The sequence below is a fragment of the Allobosea sp. BK604 genome (genome assembly GCF_004341515.1).
In the GTDB taxonomy this organism is placed as follows: Bacteria; Pseudomonadota; Alphaproteobacteria; order Rhizobiales; family Beijerinckiaceae; genus Allobosea.
The window spans coordinates 430343-447718 of sequence record NZ_SLZF01000002.1 but is presented as its reverse complement, the minus strand read 5'-3'; the positions used below and the strand labels follow the sequence as shown (position 1 = coordinate 447718).

Below are 17376 nucleotides of genomic sequence, written 5' to 3'. Positions count from 1 at the left end.
GTCGCCGGGCCATGCACCAGTTTTAAGTACTTAATTTCAATGGTATCTTAAACCCTGTGGGCGTTGATCCAGGCTCCTTATACGGCTGGACAACGCATGGCTGCTTCTCCTCCATCGATCCTCATTCTGGGAACCCGCGGCATCCCTGCGGCGCACGGCGGTTTCGAGACCTTCGCCGAGCATCTCGCGCTCTTCCTGGCCGATCGGGGCTGGCAGGTCGGGGTCTACTGCCAGGACGAGGTTCCAGCCGTGACGCAACGCTTCCGCAGCGAGCAGTGGCGCGGCGTCGAGCTCATCCAGACGCAGGTTGCGTCGACGGGACCGCGCGCGACCCTGGAATTCGATTGGCACTGCATCCGCGATGCCGCCCGCCGGTCCGCTCTCTGCCTGGTGCTCGGCTATAACAGCGCCGTCTTCCTGCCTTATCTCCGGCTGTCCGGCCGCAAGATCCTCACCAATATGGATGGCATCGAATGGCGCCGGCCGAAATGGTCGCGCCCGATCAAGGCCTGGTTCTGGCTCAACGAGTGGATTGCGGCCTGGACCTCGCATCGCCTCGTCGCGGATCATCCGATCATTGCCGACCACCTCGCCACCCGGCGCCCGCGCAGCGCCACCGCGATGATCGCCTATGGCGGCACGCCCGTGCCCTCGGCGCCCGAGGCGCCGGTGCGCGCGATGGGGCTGGAGCCCGGCCGCTATCTGATCTCGATCGCGCGCATCGAGCCCGATAATTCCATCCTGCCGATCGTCGAGGCTTTCTCGCGGCAACGTCGCGGCATGCGCCTCGTCGTGCTCGGCACCTTGGCCGACGACAATCCTTATCACCGCGAGATCAAGGAAGCGGCCGGCGACGAGGTCCTGTTCGCCGGGGCGATCTACGATGCCGGGATCGTGCAGGCCCTGCGCTTCCATGCCCGCGCCTATCTGCACGGGCACACGGTTGGCGGCACCAATCCCTCGCTGGTCGAGGCGCTCTGGGCGGCCAATCCGGTCATCGCCCATGACAACGCCTATAATCGCTGGACGGCCGGCGAGGCCGGGCTCTTCTTCTCCGACCGGGACGGTTGCGCGCAGGCGGTGGAGACGCTGATCCAGGACGATGCAGTGGCAGCGAAACTGGGCGCCGCCGCCCTGGCCCGCGCCAAGGACGCGTTCAGCTGGCCGGCGATCCTCGAGCATTACGAGCGCGAGGCGCTGGCGCTCTTGCGGACCGCGCGCGGCGCCGAGATCGCGCCGCTCGATCCGGCGATGGGCAGCCGCCAAGGGTGAGGATCGCGCGGCGCAGCTTCATCGCGGGCGCCGCAAGCGCGGCGCTTGGCTTCGCGGGCACAGGATCTGCCACCGCCGCGCAGCCGCTCGCGCTGCGGCGCGGCGTCAATCTCTGGCCGTGGTTCTCGCTGACGCGGGAGTTCCCGGCGCCGCGCACCGATTACGACTGGCCGCCCTTCCAGCTCGACCGTCCCGTGCCGACAGCGCTCGATCTCGCCCGGCTGCGTCGCTCAGGCCTCGATTTCGTGCGGATCCCCGTCGATCCCGGCCCGTTCCTGGCCGGCTCGGCAGCCACGCGCCTTGCGCTGATCGGACAGGTCATGGCGGCGGTCGCCGAGGCGCTGCGGAGCGACCTCTCGGTGATCCTCAACCTTCAGGTCAATGCGGCGACGCATCATTGGAACGTCGCGCGCATCCTCGATGGCCCCGAGGCTCCCGCTTTTCCCGCCTATCGCGATCTCGTCGGCGCCTTGGCGGCGCGCCTCTCCGATTTCGATCGGGGCCGGGTGGCGTTGGAGCCGGTCAACGAGCCGCCGCAAAGCTGCGGCGCGCCGGCATGGACGCGGATGCAGCAGGCGCTGCTCGGGGCGGCCCGCCATGCGGCGCCGCAGCTCACCTTGGTCGCGACCGGCAGCTGCGGCAGCATGGTCCAGGGCATCGAGGCATTGTTCGCGAAGTCTCTCGCCGCGTTCGAGCCACTGCTTTTCACCTTCCATTTCTACGAGCCCTACCTGTTCAGCCATCAGGGCGCGCCGTGGATGAGCGAGCCGGTCTATCGGTCGCTCAATGCCGTGCCCTGGCCCGCCTCGAAGGGCAGCCTGACGGCGACGCTCGCCGCGGTGCGAGCCAGAATGGCTGAGGACAGGGAGAGGTCGGAGCAGGCGAAGCGCGCGGCCTATGCGGAGACCGAGCGTGTCCTCAAAGTCTATTTCGATGCCCAGCCCGATCGCCGCTTTGTCGACGGCTATCTCCGCAAGGTGCGTGCCTGGGCCGAGCGCGAGGGCATCGCGCCCGGGCGCGTCCTGATGGGAGAATTCGGCGCCCTGCGTTCGGATGCGCGCTATGTCGCCGCGCCGGCGGAGGACCGCGCGCGTTATATCGCCGATGTCCGCGAGAGCGCCGAGGCGTTCGGATTCCCCTGGGCCTTCTGGAATGCCTTCGACGGCATGGGACTGATGGACGACGTGACCCGGCAGTTCGATCCGCCGATCGTCAGGGCGCTCGGCCTGTCGCTGGTGCCCTGAAGGCGCGCGGCGCGATCGGCCGCTCCGGCCGGTACATGCAGAGCACGACCACCGCGAATTTCGCCGGAATCGTGGTCTTGGTCGCGATGCTCTCGGAGCCGTTCAGCAGAATGACCCAGACGATCATTGGGAGCCACACGCCTGGCCGGCCGGCATTGGCGAGTTCATACATGAACAGCGTGAAGGCGACGGTCACCATCAGCGTGACTACTGCGCCCTGATAGAGCGTCATGCGGATGAACGGGTTTTCGATGCCCCATTCGAGCCCGTTGATCCGGCGCAGCGTGTCGACCAGGTCGATATCGGGGCCGATGATCAGATCCCGCACGGAGAACATGTTCAAGAGCTCGAACATCTCTTTTCGGGCATTGGCACTGCCGCCATCGGAGACGAAGCGGGTCGCGACCTCGTCGAAAAAGCCGCCTGCGACCAGGCCTGCGATCGCAGCCGGAATGAAGGCGACGAGGACGAGGCCGGCTGCGGCGCCGATGAGCGAGACGCGCCCGCCCTTCAGCGAGCGAAGCAGGGCCATGATGCCATAGGCCCCGCCGAGGAACAGCGACGACAACAGCGCGGTGCGGCCGCCGAAGGCGACGAGCGCGGCGCTCTGCAGCCCGATCAGCGCCGCCCGCACGGGGGTGGACATGTCGCGGCTGCCGGTCAGGAGTGCCATCAGATAGCAGCCGGTGATCATGGCATTGGCGAGCGGATGCCCGTGCAAGGCCGCCGAGCGCGTGTCGGTCTCGAACACCGCCCCGTCGAAACGGTAGGGGAAGAGCCTGACATGGGTGGCGAATTCGCCGAGGGCGAGCAGCGCGTTCACGCCCATCACGACATGCAGCAGCCGTTCCAGCCGTGCCAGCAGGGGCTCGTCGGCATCGGCCAGGAGCAGGACGAGCAGGCAAGAGGCGACATAGGTATCGATGATGCCGCCGAGTCCGGGGCCGTCGCGCAGGACGGTCACGATCAGGATGGCAATGCTGACGGCCAGCATCAGCACCGTGGCGGGCCTGCGATTGGCGAGGTGGATGCTCCGGCTGATCGGGTCCCCGCAGGCGACGACGCTCCAGGCGAAGACCAGCACGATCATGTAGGTCGAGGGATGGATCTTGGTGGCCGCGCCCCCCGTGAGCCCGTCGTAATTATAGCCGACGAGCCAGAGCATTCCGCCCGATACGCAAAACAGCACCAGGATGGCGGCAGTGATGCCGAAAGTGGTGAAACGGTCGAGGCGCGCCCAGCGCGGCGAGGCGGCACGTCCGGGGTTGGCCCCCAGCGTGATTGCCGTGCGCATTCAGCGGCGATCCAGCGAGTCGATCAGGACGGCGGCGGTGACGGTCCGCCCCATCAGGCGGGCAGCCTCGACGACCCGGCCGATCTCGTTCTGCTGGGTGACGTAGAGCTGGCCCACCAGGACGATATGCTCGACGGTGGCGACGAGCGGCGCGATCTTGATGTTCTGCGTGAGCACGCCGCCATCCATGACGACGATGTCGAAATGCCGGCTGGCCTCGGCGAGCATGCGCGAGGCGAACGCCCTCCCGTCGACCTTCTGCGGCGCCGCCTTCTGGCGCCCTTTCGGCATCAGGGCGACATCCTGCGTGCTTTCGAAATGGATCGCGACATCGAGCCCGCATTCGCCGCGCAGGACGTCGAGCAGGCCGGCGGCGCCGCTCTCCTGGCTCTTGTCGACATCGGCATCGACCAGGAGGACGCGCTCGCCCTGGTCGGCCGCGGCGTCCGCCAGCAGCAGCGCCGTCCTGAGACGTTCGCTGGAATCGCCATCGGTCGAAATCAGCAGGATGCTGCGCGCGGCATTGCGCGGCGCCGCTCCCCGCATCTCCATCAGCCGCAGCAGCGCGAGGCCGGCAATGCCGTCGACATGCGCGTCTGGAGGCAAGGGGGCTTTCGCGCCGGCGACGGATTTTGGCTTGCCGCCTGGCTTTCTTTCCGGCGGCAGGAGTCCGATCACCGGCGCGCCGATCAGGGCTTCAGCCTGCTTCGGCGACAGCAGCGTCGGCGATGCATATTCCCGGATCAGCGCAATGCCCGCGCCGAGACCGAGTCCGAGGCCGCCGGCACCAGCCAGCAGCAGGCCGAGCGGCGGCCAGCTCTTCTGCTGCGGCGGCTGCGCCCGGCCGATGATGCGCGCATTCGTCGTGTCGATAGTCGCCTGCTCGCGCGTCTCCTGGGCGCGCAGCAGGAAATTCGCATAGACGGCGCGAACCGCCTCGAGATCGCGCTGCAATTCCCGCAGCCGGACCGAAGCCTGGTCGGAGGTCTGCGTCTGCTGCGTCAGGCCGTCCAGCTTGGCCGAGAGCAGCTTCTCATTGGCGAGAGCGCGGTCGTAATCGGCGCGCGTCGCCTGCTGGATGCGCTCCAGCTCGGTCGTGATGAGCTGGCGCACATGGGCGAGCTGGCTTCGCGCCGCCGCGATCGACGGATGGCGCGGGCCGAGCTGGCTCTGGAGATCGGCTTCGCGCTGGACCAGCGTCGATTCCTGCTCGCGCAGCTTCGCGACGACGGCAGATTGCATCGCCTCCGTCGAGCCGCCGGCCAGCCCTCCACTGCGGCGCTGCTGCGCGACCTGCTCGACCTGGGCCTTCAGCAGCGCGCTCCGGGCCTGGGCGGCCGAGAGCTGCGTGCTGATCTCGGTCAGTTGCTGCTCGCTGATCAGCCGGCCCGAGGCGGCCGTGAGATTATGCTCGGCGCGGTAGCGCTCGATCGCGTTCTCGGCCGCTTCGACGCGCTTGCGCTGTTCGGCGAGCCTGGCAGTGAGGGCTTCGGAGGCTTCGCGCGCACCCTGGCTGCGCGCTTCCGCCTGATCGGCGAGATAGGCATCGGCGATGGCGTTCGCGAGCCTTGCCGATTTGTCCGGGTCCTGCGTGGTCACGACGACGTCGACGACGAAGACCTTGTCCGCCCGGCGGACCGAGACCTTGCGCCGGAGATTGGCGAGCGTGCGCGTTTCGGCCTGGCTCAGCTTCCCGTCGCGCGCCGGCTCCTCGGTCCGAAGGAACCCGAACAGGCCGCTCAGGAAGCCCGCGCCGTTGAATTCCCTGTCCTGCGTCAGCTTCGTATCGGCGATGGCGCGCAGGAGGACGCTCGTCGATTGGATGACGCTGGTCTGGCTTTCGATCTGCGCGATGCCGCCATCCGGCGAGACCGTGTTCGGGTTGACGTCGTTGCTGACGACGATCCGGTCGCGCGGATCGATCAGGAGCTGCGCGGATGCGGTATAGGTGGCGGGCGTGATCAGGCCATAGACCAGCGTCGCCGCGACGAGCAGGCCTGCTACCCCCAAGATGAGATATCGGCGGTGCCACAAGATCCGCCACAGTTCAGCGATCTCGACGGTTCCGTCGCTCTGGCGACGGTATGTCTCCGGCACAGCCGCCTCCGTCGGCTGGTCAGGCCGACGTGAGGTGGAAACAAGGCTTGTCATTCCTATTCCCGGGCCATGAAATCCTGCAGATCCGCCGCGGAACCCCTCGCGTCCTTCCGGATCATTGCCATCAAGTCCTTAACAACTGATCAGGCAAGGCGGCCATTTTCAGGCCGATCGGAGGTCGCCGCAGCGTCCGGTTGCCGTTGCTGTGTTTCCGTATATTTCTGGTAATAACCAAATCGAAATCTCGGCATGGAGAGATGGCGCGCGGTCGATTCGACGATCGGCCAATAAGCTGGTTTGAGGGCATGCGACTGGTTCTCCGCATCGACGGTTCTTGTGTCCGCCGATGGCATCTGCAGCTGCTGGAACGGCTCGGCGCCATTGCGGGACTACAAGCGTCGGTCGCTCTATCGACCAGCGAAGCTTCCAGTGAAGGCTTTGACCGGCTTTTCAAGCTGGAAGCATTGCTCCATGGCCTTGCCACGAGCGGCCCGGCGGCCTTGCTGCCCGCGACGGCGTTCGACAGGTACCGCGCCGATACGGGCGCCCGACCCGATCTCGTTATCGATCTCGGCGGCGGCAATGGCGCGGGCGCTTCACGCCATTGGCGCCTGAGCTTCGATGGTGTCGCGGGAGAGGCGGCACTGCTCAACGCGCTGCTGGCCGGGCGTACGCCCCTGGCTGAAATTCGCGAGGGCGACGCGCTGGTCGCGGCCGGCCGCCTCGGGACCGAGAATGGCCACATCGTCCTGGCCGCATTCACGGATGTCCTCGAACGCCTGATGACGTTGATCGTTGCCGCGGTGTCCGGATGCGGCGCCAAGGTTCCCGCATTGCCCGGCGCGGAGCCGGTACGCGGATCCGCGGATGCGGTCGGCACCGGCGTCCTGGCCAAGGTCGCGGCCAAGGAACTGGCGAGAACGCTGACGGCTCGCGTCTATCGGCATCTCTACCAGGCGCCGCACTGGCGGGTCGGCTGGCGCAAGCTCGGCGGCCCGGATCTGTTAGATCTGCGGCAGCATCCGGATGGCGGTTGGCGTGAGCTCGCCGATGACGGTCAGCGCTTCTACGCCGACCCGTTCCCGATCCAGCATGATGGCGAGGTCACGCTCTTCGTCGAGGATTATGCCCACGATCTCGGCAAGGGCGTCATCTCCGCGGTGGCTTTTGGTCCGGACGGTCCGCTCGGCGCGCCGCAATGCGGGCTCGAGCAGGATTATCATCTCTCCTATCCCTTCGTCTTCGAGCGCGAGGGGCAGGTCTGGATGATTCCGGAAACCTGCAACGCGGCGCGGATCGAGCTGTTCCGCGCCACCGCCTTTCCCGGCGGCTGGGTCCGGGAGGCGACGCTGGTCGAGGGCACCGTCGCGAGCGATGCGACGCTCATCGAGCATGGCGGCCGCTGGTGGCTCTTCGCCACGGTGCGCGATGGCGGCGGCGCCTTTTCCGATGCGCTCCATCTCTGGTCGGCCCCGGATTTCCGCGGCCCCTGGTCGCCCCATCCCCGCAATCCGGTGCTGATCGACATCGCCTCGGCGCGGCCTGCCGGCCGCATGGTCTTGCGCGATGGCGCTTTGCTGCGCCCGGTTCAGGATTGCCGGCGCGGATATGGCACGGCGCTCGGCATCGCCAAGGTGACGCGGCTCGATCCTGATGGCTTCGCGCAGGAGGTCGAAACCATCATCGGCACCGGCAAGCTCTGGGCCGGGCGCAAGCTGCACACGCTCAACAGCGCCGGCGGCTTCGAGTTCATCGATGGCTCGGCCTTCGCGCGTCGCAGCCTGTTCGGTTCGCGGGCCCGACCCTAGCGCATCGGCCCGAAAAGTGGATCGCGGTTTTCGGAAAAGCCGATGCGAAAAACAAGAAGTAGGCCCATCGGACCGCATACGATATCCGGTCCGATGGGCTAGTCCGCTGTTTCCGCCTGGCGAGGTTCAGCACGCGCACGCATCCGCTGGCGCAGTTCCTTGCCGTTATGAATGGCCTGATCAGCAAGCGCGGCGAGCGTGCCGCGCAGCGTCCGCGCGCCGAGGACCGAGTCGAGCGTCACGGATTGCGTGGCGAAACGCCGCTTGAAGTCTTCGCCGCCGCACAGGAAGTCCACCATCGTGAGGCCGCGGTCGAGCGACCACTGGATGTAGTCCATCATCAGCACCATGCCGGGCGAGGCGCGCTCGAAATCGGAATCATAGGTGGTGACGAAGGCCATCATCGTATTGCGCTGGACGAAATTGATCGCGACCGCGACCACCGACCCGGCGCATTCCAGCACGAAGACATGCAGCAGCCCTTCCTTCGCCAGGACGGCGACCAAGGCCGCGAGCGCCGGAGCCCCTTCATCGAACAGATTGGATTCGTGGCCATGCGCGGCGAGCCATTTGCGCTTGAAGCCGGCGAGCCTGTCGAGAACCGGCTGCATCGGCTCGTCCGGCGACATTAGGCGGAAACGGACCTCACCGGCTTCCTCGAGGAACTTGCGGCCGCGGCGATAGTTCTGGCGCGTCTTCTTCGATTGCAGGGCGAACCAGTCCGCGCCCTTCTGCCAGGGGCCGGCGACACGGAAGCTGGTTTCGCTACGGTGGTTGGGGCGCAGCCTGACGCCCGGCATCCGGGCGGGGGCGAGGAGAGGGCGCATCGCCGCATCGGGCAGCAGGCGGTTGAGATAGACGAGGTCGAAGCCGCCCTCGGCCGAAAGCTTCTTCCAGAGGGGCATGATGGCGGCCGGATCACAGCCCGGAGCGACCAGCACATCGCCATAGTCGCTATGGTCCTTGGCAGCCCATTCGAGGACGCGGACGCCTTTGCGCCGGAAGGTCGCGAACGGCATCACGGCGTCGAGCCGCTCGCCGCTCCAGAGCAGGCCGATCCGCAGGTCGCGACGCTCCCGATCAGGGAGCGTGTCCCACCAGGCGGTGACCCAGGCATGGCTCTGGAAGATCAGCCCGTCCGCCCGGCTCCAGAGCTCCGTCCAGGCCGGCCCGATCGCCGCCAGCCGCGCCTCGGAGATGACGATCTCCAACGCATCCGTCCCGGGGCCGGCGACCGTCGCGTGGGCGTTCATGGCTGCGAGCTCTGCGTCGGTTCGCTGGCGTCCGGGGACGTGCGGCGGAACCGCCGTGCGACATGCTCCCACATCTTCTTGAGCGGCAGGAGATAGAGCCCCGACAGTGACTGGTAATCGCGGGCGTTGCGCTCCATCAGGCCGAATTTGAAGTCCTCGTTCGGATGGGGCACGCAGAGCGTTCCGAAGAGCCGGTCCCAGAACGAGAACATCAGGCCGAAATTCTTGTCGTAGTGCCGGGGGTCGACGCTGTGGTGCAGCTGGTGCCAGTGCGGGCACAGGATGACATTGTTCAGGGGCCCGAACGATATCTTGAAATGCGTATGCCTGACGAAGTCCATCATCAGGATATTGCGCATGACATAGACATTGACGCCGAAAATCGTCACCTCCACGAGATTGAGCGACAGCAGCGTCCAGATACCGAAGCAGATCCCGGGGATGACGCCATCCCAGATCCGGTTCATCAGCTCGTCGAGCGGATGAACCCTGTCCTTTGTGATCCCGACCATCACCTCCGCCGAATGATGCACCTTGTGCAGCTCCCACAGGAACGGGAAGCGGTGCTGGGCGACGTGGTAGAGGTAATAGGAAATGTCATAGGCGATGAGCATCGTCGCCGTGAAGATGATGATCGTCACCGGTCCCGGCGGGCCTTGAAAGAGCGGCGGGTCGATCTGGAAGAGCGTGGACAGGACCCGGTTCGTCGCGTAGCCGACGGCGACGACGAAGGTCACGCCGGCGGGGATCATCAGGAAGGGCATGATCGCCTTCTTGGTCACCCAGAACAGCAGGTCCGCCCGAGCCGACGGGTGGGTGATGATCTCGTTGGGGAAGACGAAATCGAAAAACTCCCTGAAGCTCTTGTCCTCGGTCGTCCGCCAATATGCGACCAGCGCGCTCACGAACGCGGTCAGCAGGAGAAGGCCGGCCGTCAGCAGGTTGGCGCCGGATATCTTCTCCATGATCATTTCGACGACGCTGCTGATCGACATAGGCCCGCCCGTTCACGCCCGTGACGTTTCGATTTTAAGCTTCCGCTTTACCATGATGGGCTCGTTGAGCCGGTAGGCCATTCGGAGCTGTCGATGGTTTCGTTCGGCTCTCGAGCATTTCCGCGCTTCTCTGAATCGCGAAAATTCTCTATCCCGTTGTTTTTTCGCATTTTCTTCACGCGAACCGGTATCCACTTCGCTCGAAAATGCTCTAGCCGAGAATTCATAGCGAAGTCTTAATCGCATTAATTTGACGGAATTCTACGGAACATGCAGTTTATATTTCCAAAGGCTGAATGAAATAACTAAAAATGGTGGTATTGGATGCTCTGTCGAGTTCGGGATGACTCATGGAGAGCCTGTGCTCGCGGCCTCGAACAGGCTCGCTCCCTGGACCCCACCAATGCCTGTCGGAATGTCGCGGAAGGCGGCTTGGTCAGCTTATCTTAACCATATCCGCTAACCATGCGCCCGGGCTGCGCATGGGTTTTGCACGTGATGAGTCGACCGCTCACCTCTCTTGCACTGGCCGTCGCGCTGGCGGTGAGCGCCTGCGCGCCGCGCTATGTCGTGTCCGAATTCGCGGTCGCAGATGTCCATGCGCCCTATGTGCTGGCGAGCGGCGACAGGCTGCGCATCATCGTCTTCGGCCAGGATAATCTCTCGAACATCTATGCGGTCGACGGCTCCGGCCGGATCTCGATGCCGCTGATCGGCGCGGTCGAGGCGCAGGGGCGCACGACCCAGCAGCTCGAGCGCGCCATCGAGGGCCGCCTGCGCGCCGGCTTCCTGCGCGAGCCCAAGGTCTCGGTCGAGGTCGATGCCTACCGGCCCTTCTTCGTGCTCGGCGAGGTCACCAGTTCCGGACAGTTCCCCTTCGTCAACGGCATGACCGTGCAGACCGCGGTCGCGATCGCCGGCGGCTTCACCCCGCGCGGCCAGCGCGACTGGGCGGAGGTCACCCGCCAGATCGACGGGCAGCTCGTCACCAGCGCCGTGCCGATCACCTTCCCGGTCCAGCCCGGCGACACGATCGTCATCAAGGAACGCTGGTTCTAGAGCATCGGACCGAAAAGTGGAATCCACTTTTCGGGTAAATCCGATGCTAGATCAAAGGGATAGATCGCCACTTCGCGTCCGAAAGGACGCGCGGCGATCTAGAGGCCTCCGGAAGCCATCCTCGCCGAAATCTGAGTCACTCGAACAGGTGCGGGTAGGCCGCCTCGGTTCGAGGCAGGGCGCGCAGGATCTCGGTGAGATGATGACGCATGGCGGCCTCAGCCGCGTCGGCATCCCTGGCGTCGACGGCAGCCATGATGCGGCGGTGCTGCTCGACCAGCGGCAACATCGACTCGGGGCCGGGAATCGTTAGCTGGCAAACGCGATCCATATGCGCCTTGATGTCGCGGATCGCCTCCCAGGCCAGCGGCATGCCGACTCCTTCCGTCAGCTCGACATGGAAGAGCTCGTCATAGCGCTGGAACGTGTCGTGATCGCCGCGCGTGGCCGCCTTCTCCTGGAGATCGATGAGGTCCTCGATGCGGGCGCGGCTCTGTTGCGAGAACACGCTGCAGGCCTGGCGCACGACGGCGGTCTCGACCGCCTCGCGCACGAAGCGCGCCTCCATCATCTTCCTGACCGAGAACTTGACCACGACGGTGCCGCGCTGCGGCAGCACGTCGACCAGCCGCGTCCTGGCGAGCGCGATCAGCGCCTCGCGCACCGGCTGGCGCGACACCCCGTATTTCACCGCGATGTCCTGCTCCGAAAGCCGCGTGCCGGGCGGCAGCTCGAGCGCAATGATCGCCCGGCGCAACTCGGCCTCGACCCGGCCGGCCGCCGAAGCACCGGAAGAAGCAGGCGATGTCGCAAACGAAAGACTCAAGGCGCACTCCTCCGCGGCCTGTTGATTACCATACAATGTTATACTACCATACAATCACTGGGCGCCATGGCATGGCGACGCAGCCGTAGCATGACCCCCGGAGCGCGAACGAACAAGCCGGAGAGCGGCGCGCGCGACGGGATCAACAGTTCTGGGAGAACGCCTCGATGATCTCACGCCGTCTTTTGGCGTCGGCTGCGGCCGCCGCGCTCGCAGCCATGACCCTTTCGCCCGCGCCGGCCGCCGCTCAGACGGTGACCCTGCGCTCGGCCGATATCCATCCGGACGGCTATCCGACCGTCGAGGCCGTGAAATTTTTCGGCGAGCTCGTCGAGAAGGGCACCAATGGCCGCATCAAGGTGCAGGTCTTCCACTCGGCCCAGCTCGGCCAGGAGAAGGAGACGATCGAGCAGGCCCGCTTCGGTGTCATCGACCTCAATCGCATCAATATGGGGCCGTTCAACAACATCATCGCCGAGACGCTGATCCCGTCGCTGCCCTTCATCTTCCGCGACACCGCCCATATGCGAAAGGTCATGGACGGGCCGATCGGCGAGCAGATCCTGAAATCCTTCGAACCGCAGGGCCTCGTCGGCCTCGCCTTCTACGATTCGGGCGCGCGCTCCTTCTACAACTCGAAGCGGCCGATCAAGACGCTGGCCGATATGAAGGGCATGAAGGTCCGCGTCATCCAGTCCGACCTCTTCCTCGATCTCGTCAACGCACTTGGCGCCAACGCGACCCCGATGCCGCCCGGCGAGGTCTATTCGGCGCTTCAGACCGGCGTCGTCGACGGCGCCGAGAACAATTGGCCGAGCTATGACAGCTTCCGCCATTTCGAGGTGGCGAAGTTCTATTCGATCACCGAGCACTCGCTTTCGCCGGAGGTCTTCGTGATGTCGAAGCGCAGCTTCGACAAGCTCTCGCCGGCCGACCAGGAGGTCGTGCGCAAGGCGGCGAAGGAATCCGTCCTCAAGATGCGCGAGCTCTGGGAAGCCCGTGAGAAGGCCTCGGAAGCCAAGGTCCGCGCCGCGGGCGTGCAGGTCAACAGCGTCGACAAGGCGCCCTTCATCGAGGCGATGAAGCCGGTCTACGAGAAATACGCCAAGGATGCGAAGCTGAAGGACATGATCCAGCGCATCCAGGCGACGCCCTGAGCGAACGATCAGTCGCCGGCGCTGACGCGCCGGCAGGGCGGGGCGATCAGGCCCCGCCTGCACCGCATCTCCCAATCCATCGGTGAACCATGCGCAGTTTCGTCTCCGCGCTGCCGCCACTTCTCGGGCGCATCAGCACCGCCGCGCTCTGGATCTCGGGCGCCGGCCTTCTCCTGATGACGCTCTTCGTCGGCTGGCAGGTTTTTGGCCGCTACGTGCTCAACGATTCCCCCAGCTGGACCGAGCCCGGCGCGTTGCTGCTGATGAGCTGGTTCATCCTGCTCGGCTCGGCGATCGGCGTGCGTGAGGGCAACCATCTCGGCTTCGAGACCGCGCTGCATTACGCGCCGCGGCCGCTGCGCTTCCTGATGCTGCTGACGACCGAGGTGCTCACCATCGGCTTCGGCATCGGCATGGCCTGGTACGGCGCCATCCTCTCGATCGAGACCTGGTCGGCCAAGATGGCGGGCCTGCCGATCCCGCAGGGCATGGACTACCTGCCGCTCGCCGTGGGCGGCGTGCTCATCGCGATCTTCGGCCTGGAGAAGCTGGTGCGTCTGCTCGTGCTGGGCGAGGCCACGCCGCTCGTCGCCGAACCCGATCTCTCCGATCCCCATCTCGTCGCCCGGCCGGAGTGAGCGTCATGGAACTGACCATTCTCTTCGGCGTCTTCACCGTCCTGCTGATCATCGGCACGCCCGTCGCCTTCTGCCTCGGCATCGCCTCGCTCGCGACCGTGCTCTACATGGGCCTGCCGGCGATGGTCGTGTTCCAGCAGCTCAATGCCGGCATGAACGCCTTCGCCATGATGGCGATCCCGTTCTTCATCTTCGCCGGTGACCTGATGATCCGCGGCGGCATCGCCGACCGGCTGATCCGCTTCGCCGCGAGCCTCGTCGGCCACCTTCGCGGTGGCCTCGGGCAGGTCAATATCGTCGCCTCCACCTTCTTCGGCGGCGTCTCCGGCTCGGCCATCGCCGATGCCTCGGCCGTCGGCGGCATCATGATCCCGCAAATGGAGAAGCGCGGCTACGCCAAGGACTATGCGGTCAACGTCACCGTGAACGCCGCGATCATCGCGCTGCTCGTGCCGCCTTCGCACAACATGATCATCTATGCCATCGCGGCAGGCGGCATCGTCTCGGTGGCGGATCTTTTCACCGCCGGCATCATCCCGGGCCTGCTGCTCGCGGCGGCGCTGATGGTCACGGCCTATGTCGTGGCGGTCAGGCGCGGCTATCCCTCCGAGCCCTTCCCGGGCCTGCGCATGGTCTTCGTCTACCTGATCGCGGCCTTCCCCGGCATCCTGCTGATCGGCCTGATCTTCGGCGGCGTGCGCTCGGGCATCTTCACGGCGGCGGAAAGCTCGGTCGTGGCGGTGTTCTACGCCGCCTTCGTCACCGCCTTCGTCTATCGCGAGCTCAGCTTCGCCGATTTCATCCATGCGACGCTCGGCGCCGTGCGCACCACCGCCATGGTGCTGCTCGTCATCGGCACGGCCAGTTCCTTCGGCTGGCTGATGGCCTTCCTGCAGGTGCCGCAGGCGGCGATCACCTTCATGAAGTCGATCTCGGACAACCCGATCGTCGTCCTCCTGCTGATCAATGTCGCGCTGCTGATCCTCGGCACCTTCATGGACATGGCGCCGATGATCATCATCTGCACGCCGATCTTCCTGCCGGTGGTCAAGGCCTTCGGCATCGACCCGATCCATTTCGGCATCATCATGATCCTCAACGCCGGCATCGGCCTCAACACGCCGCCGGTGGGTTCGGTCTTGTTCGTCGGCTGCGCCGTCGGCAAGATCACGATCGGCGAGGCGATGAAGACGATCTGGCCCTTCCTCGGCGCCAGCGTCGCCGTGCTCATGCTCATCACCTACGTGCCCGGCCTGTCCATGTGGCTGCCGCGCCTGTTCCATTGAAGGATTGCAAGCGATGACCATCGACATCCGCCAGGCCAGCCATCCCGAGGCCGCCCGCCATTACGACACCGCCGAGCTGCGCCGGCACTTTCTCATCGAGAAGCTCTTCGTCTCCGGCGAGATCCCGCTGACCTATAGCCATGTCGACCGCGTCATCGTCGGCGGCGCCATGCCGGCGGCCAAGAGTTTGACGCTCCCGACGCCGAAGGCGGTCGGCACCGACGCCTTCCTGGCGCGCCGCGAGCTCGGCATCGTCAATGTAGGCGGCCCCGGCCGCGTCACGGTCGGCGGCGAGGCGCATGCGCTCGGCCATCGCGACGCGCTCTATGTCGGCAAGGGCGCCGGCGAGGTCGAATTCTCCAGCGACGATGCCGCCAACCCGGCCAAGTTCTACCTGATCTCCACCCCGGCGCATCAGACTTATCCGACCAAGCGGATCACCGCCTCCGACGCCAAGGCGATCGCGCTCGGCGAGCAGGCGACCGCCAACAAGCGCGTCATCCGCCAGTACATCATCCCCGGCGTCTGCGACTCCTGCCAGCTCGTGCTCGGCCTGACGCAGCTCGAGGAGGGCAGCAACTGGAACACGATGCCGTCCCACGTCCATGACCGGCGCTGCGAGGTCTATCTCTATTTCGATCTCGCCGAGGACGCCCGCGTCTTCCACCTGATGGGCGAGCCGCAGGAGACCCGCCACCTCGTCGTCGCCAACGAGCAGGCCATCCTGTCGCCGGGCTGGTCGATCCATTCCGGCGTCGGCACCCGCTCCTACAGCTTCATCTGGGCGATGGGCGGCGACAACATGGACTACACCGACATGGATCCCGTACCGACGACGGAGCTGCGCTGATGCCGGCCGGCTTCGACCTCACGGGCCGCACCGCCATCGTCACCGGGGCCAATACCGGTCTCGGCCAGGCGATCGCGGTCGCGCTGGCGCAGGCCGGGGCGGGGATCGTCGCGGTCGGCCGCTCTTCCATGGATGAGACCCGCGCGCTGGTCGCCCCGAGCGGCCGGCCCTTCCACGAGGTCGCGGCCGATCTGTCGACGCTGGAGCCGATCGCCCGCATCGTTCGGGAGGCCGAAGCGGCGGCGAAGGCCGATGGCTCGCGGCTCGACATCCTCGTCAACAATGCCGGCATCATCCGCCGTGCCGATGCGATCGACTTCACCGAGGCCGATTGGGACGCGGTGATGGACGTCAACCTGAAATCGACCTTCTTCCTGACCCAGGCCGTGGCAAGGACCATGCTGGCCGATGGCAAGGGCGGCAAGGTCATCAACATCGCCTCGCTGCTCTCCTTCCAGGGCGGCATCCGCATACCCTCATACACGGCCTCCAAGAGCGGGCTTGCCGGGCTGACCCGGCTGCTCGCCTGCGAATGGGCCGGCAAGCTCATCAACGTCAACGCCATCGCGCCGGGCTATTTCGTCACCAACAACACCGAGGCGCTGCGGGCCGACCCGGAGCGCAACGCCGCGATCCTGTCGCGCATCCCGGCCGGCCATTGGGGCAAGCCGGAAGAGCTCGGTGGCGCGGCCGTTTTCCTCGCCTCGGACGCTGCGGCCTATATCCATGGCGTCGTTCTGCCGGTCGATGGCGGCTGGCTCGCAAGATAGGAGATCATGATGAGCCACAAGGACGAGCCCTTCGCGAGCGATGCCGCGCTGCCCTGGGAGCCGGCGGGCGAGGGCGTGGTGCGCAAGATCCTGACCTATCGCGACGAGGTCATGATGGTGCGCGTGCGCTTCGAGGCGGGCGCCATCGGCACGCCGCACAGCCACCCGCATATCCAGTGCTCGCTGGTCGAGAGCGGCGTCTTCGACATCACCATCAGCGGCCGCACCCAGCGTCTGAATGCGGGCGACAGCTTCCTCGTGCCGCCGGATGCGGTGCATGGCGCGGTCGCGGTCGAAGCCGGCACGCTGGTCGACGTCTTCACGCCGATGCGGGCCGATTTCGTCTGATCGTCGCGTATCCCGCGGCCGCTATGCCTTGAGCCGCTCGGTGAAGGCGGAGAAGAATTGGTCGGCGAGCTTGCGCGACGTCGCCTGCACCAGGCGGCTGCCCAGTGCCGCGAGCTTGCCGCCGATCTCCGCCTTGGCGTCATAGCTCAGCACCGTCTCGTCGCCGTCGGCGACGAGCCTCACTTCGGAGCCGCCTTTGGCGAAGCCGGCAATGCCGCCATTGCCTTGGCCGGTAATGCGGCAGCCATTCGGCGCGTCGATATCCTGCAGCTCGACAGTGCCCGCGAAGGTCGCAGAGACCGGGCCGACCTTGAGCTGGACCTTGGCGGCGAAGCTCGTCGGCGAGCTCTGCTCCAGCTCCTTGCAGCCGGGGATGCAGGCTTTCAGCGTCTCCGGATCGAAGAGCGCGGCCCAGACCTGCTCGCGCGGAGCCGCGATGCGGTGTTCGCCGGTGATGTCCATGGCTTTCTCCCGGGCGC

General features: G+C 66.0%; 16 protein-coding genes. 10 read left to right on the top strand and 6 right to left on the bottom strand.

Translation table 11 applies throughout. From position 1 onward, the window contains the following. The first annotated feature begins 96 nt into the window (after nt 1-96). Both EV560_RS07475 and EV560_RS07470 read left to right on the top strand, forming a co-directional pair. Complete coding sequence (locus EV560_RS07475; RefSeq protein ID WP_131855105.1) at nt 97-1272, top strand: DUF1972 domain-containing protein; 1176 nt, start codon at nt 97-99, stop codon at nt 1270-1272. Then, entirely contained in the window at nt 1269-2516 is a 1248-nt protein-coding gene (locus tag EV560_RS07470; RefSeq protein ID WP_131855104.1) for a glycoside hydrolase family 5 protein, read from the top strand. The genes EV560_RS07475 and EV560_RS07470 overlap by 4 nt, the downstream gene beginning before the upstream one ends. Here EV560_RS07470 and EV560_RS07465 read toward each other — a convergent pair. Both EV560_RS07465 and EV560_RS07460 read right to left on the bottom strand, forming a co-directional pair. Next, nucleotides 2485-3810 carry a VpsF family polysaccharide biosynthesis protein gene (locus EV560_RS07465; protein ID WP_131855103.1) on the bottom strand — a complete coding sequence of 442 codons (1326 nt, stop codon included), beginning with the start codon at nt 3808-3810 and terminating at the stop codon, nt 2485-2487. The two genes, EV560_RS07470 and EV560_RS07465, sit on opposite strands and share 32 nt — an antisense overlap. Beyond that, nucleotides 3811-5961 (bottom strand): exopolysaccharide transport family protein, encoded by a 2151-nt coding sequence (locus tag EV560_RS07460; RefSeq protein ID WP_131855102.1) that lies wholly within the window; start codon nt 5959-5961, stop codon nt 3811-3813. 140 nt (nt 5962-6101) lie between these two features. On the opposite strand from EV560_RS07460, the gene EV560_RS07455 reads away from it, so the two are divergent. Next, the gene (locus EV560_RS07455; protein WP_248311932.1) at nt 6102-7715 is read left to right on the top strand and encodes a glucosamine inositolphosphorylceramide transferase family protein; all 1614 of its coding nucleotides are present in this window, start codon (nt 6102-6104) and stop codon (nt 7713-7715) included. A 98-nt stretch (nt 7716-7813) separates the two neighbouring features. Here the strand turns inward: EV560_RS07455 and EV560_RS07450 are convergent, their stop codons facing one another. Together EV560_RS07450 and EV560_RS07445 are read right to left on the bottom strand one after the other, a co-directional pair. Next, entirely contained in the window at nt 7814-8968 is a 1155-nt protein-coding gene (locus tag EV560_RS07450; RefSeq protein WP_131855101.1) for a GNAT family N-acetyltransferase, read from the bottom strand. Further along, a complete protein-coding gene (locus EV560_RS07445; RefSeq protein ID WP_131855100.1) occupies nt 8965-9963 on the bottom strand; it encodes a sterol desaturase family protein in 999 nt (332 codons plus the stop codon). The genes EV560_RS07450 and EV560_RS07445 overlap by 4 nt, the downstream gene beginning before the upstream one ends. Nucleotides 9964-10461: 498 nt before the next feature. On the opposite strand from EV560_RS07445, the gene EV560_RS07440 reads away from it, so the two are divergent. Further along, complete coding sequence (locus EV560_RS07440) at nt 10462-11022, top strand: polysaccharide biosynthesis/export family protein (protein WP_131855099.1); 561 nt, start codon at nt 10462-10464, stop codon at nt 11020-11022. Nucleotides 11023-11158: 136 nt separating this feature from the next. On the opposite strand, the gene EV560_RS07435 is transcribed toward EV560_RS07440, so the two are convergent. Further along, nucleotides 11159-11848, bottom strand: a complete 690-nt coding sequence (locus EV560_RS07435; RefSeq protein WP_131855098.1) for a GntR family transcriptional regulator — start codon at nt 11846-11848, stop codon at nt 11159-11161. 167 nt (nt 11849-12015) lie between these two features. On the opposite strand from EV560_RS07435, the gene EV560_RS07430 reads away from it, so the two are divergent. The 6 genes from EV560_RS07430 to EV560_RS07405 all read left to right on the top strand — a co-directional run bounded on the left by EV560_RS07430 (nt 12016) and on the right by EV560_RS07405 (nt 16897). Beyond that, nucleotides 12016-13005: a TRAP transporter substrate-binding protein gene (locus EV560_RS07430; protein ID WP_131855097.1), complete on the top strand. Its 990-nt coding sequence runs from the start codon at nt 12016-12018 to the stop codon at nt 13003-13005. Nucleotides 13006-13094: 89 nt separating this feature from the next. After that, nucleotides 13095-13643 carry a TRAP transporter small permease gene (locus EV560_RS07425; protein ID WP_131855096.1) on the top strand — a complete coding sequence of 183 codons (549 nt, stop codon included), beginning with the start codon at nt 13095-13097 and terminating at the stop codon, nt 13641-13643. 5 nt (nt 13644-13648) lie between these two features. Continuing rightward, a complete protein-coding gene (locus EV560_RS07420; protein ID WP_131855095.1) occupies nt 13649-14929 on the top strand; it encodes a TRAP transporter large permease in 1281 nt (426 codons plus the stop codon). Nucleotides 14930-14942: 13 nt separating this feature from the next. Beyond that, nucleotides 14943-15779, top strand: coding sequence for a 5-dehydro-4-deoxy-D-glucuronate isomerase (gene kduI / locus EV560_RS07415; RefSeq protein ID WP_131855094.1), 837 nt, complete (start codon nt 14943-14945; stop codon nt 15777-15779). Beyond that, entirely contained in the window at nt 15779-16549 is a 771-nt protein-coding gene (gene kduD / locus EV560_RS07410; RefSeq protein WP_131855093.1) for a 2-dehydro-3-deoxy-D-gluconate 5-dehydrogenase KduD, read from the top strand. The genes kduI and kduD overlap by 1 nt, the downstream gene beginning before the upstream one ends. Before the next feature lie 9 nt (nt 16550-16558). Continuing rightward, a complete protein-coding gene (locus tag EV560_RS07405) occupies nt 16559-16897 on the top strand; it encodes a cupin domain-containing protein (protein ID WP_131855092.1) in 339 nt (112 codons plus the stop codon). A 21-nt stretch (nt 16898-16918) separates the two neighbouring features. On the opposite strand, the gene EV560_RS07400 is transcribed toward EV560_RS07405, so the two are convergent. Then, entirely contained in the window at nt 16919-17359 is a 441-nt protein-coding gene (locus EV560_RS07400) for a CoxG family protein (RefSeq protein WP_131855091.1), read from the bottom strand. Between the last annotated feature and the right edge of the window lie 17 nt (nt 17360-17376).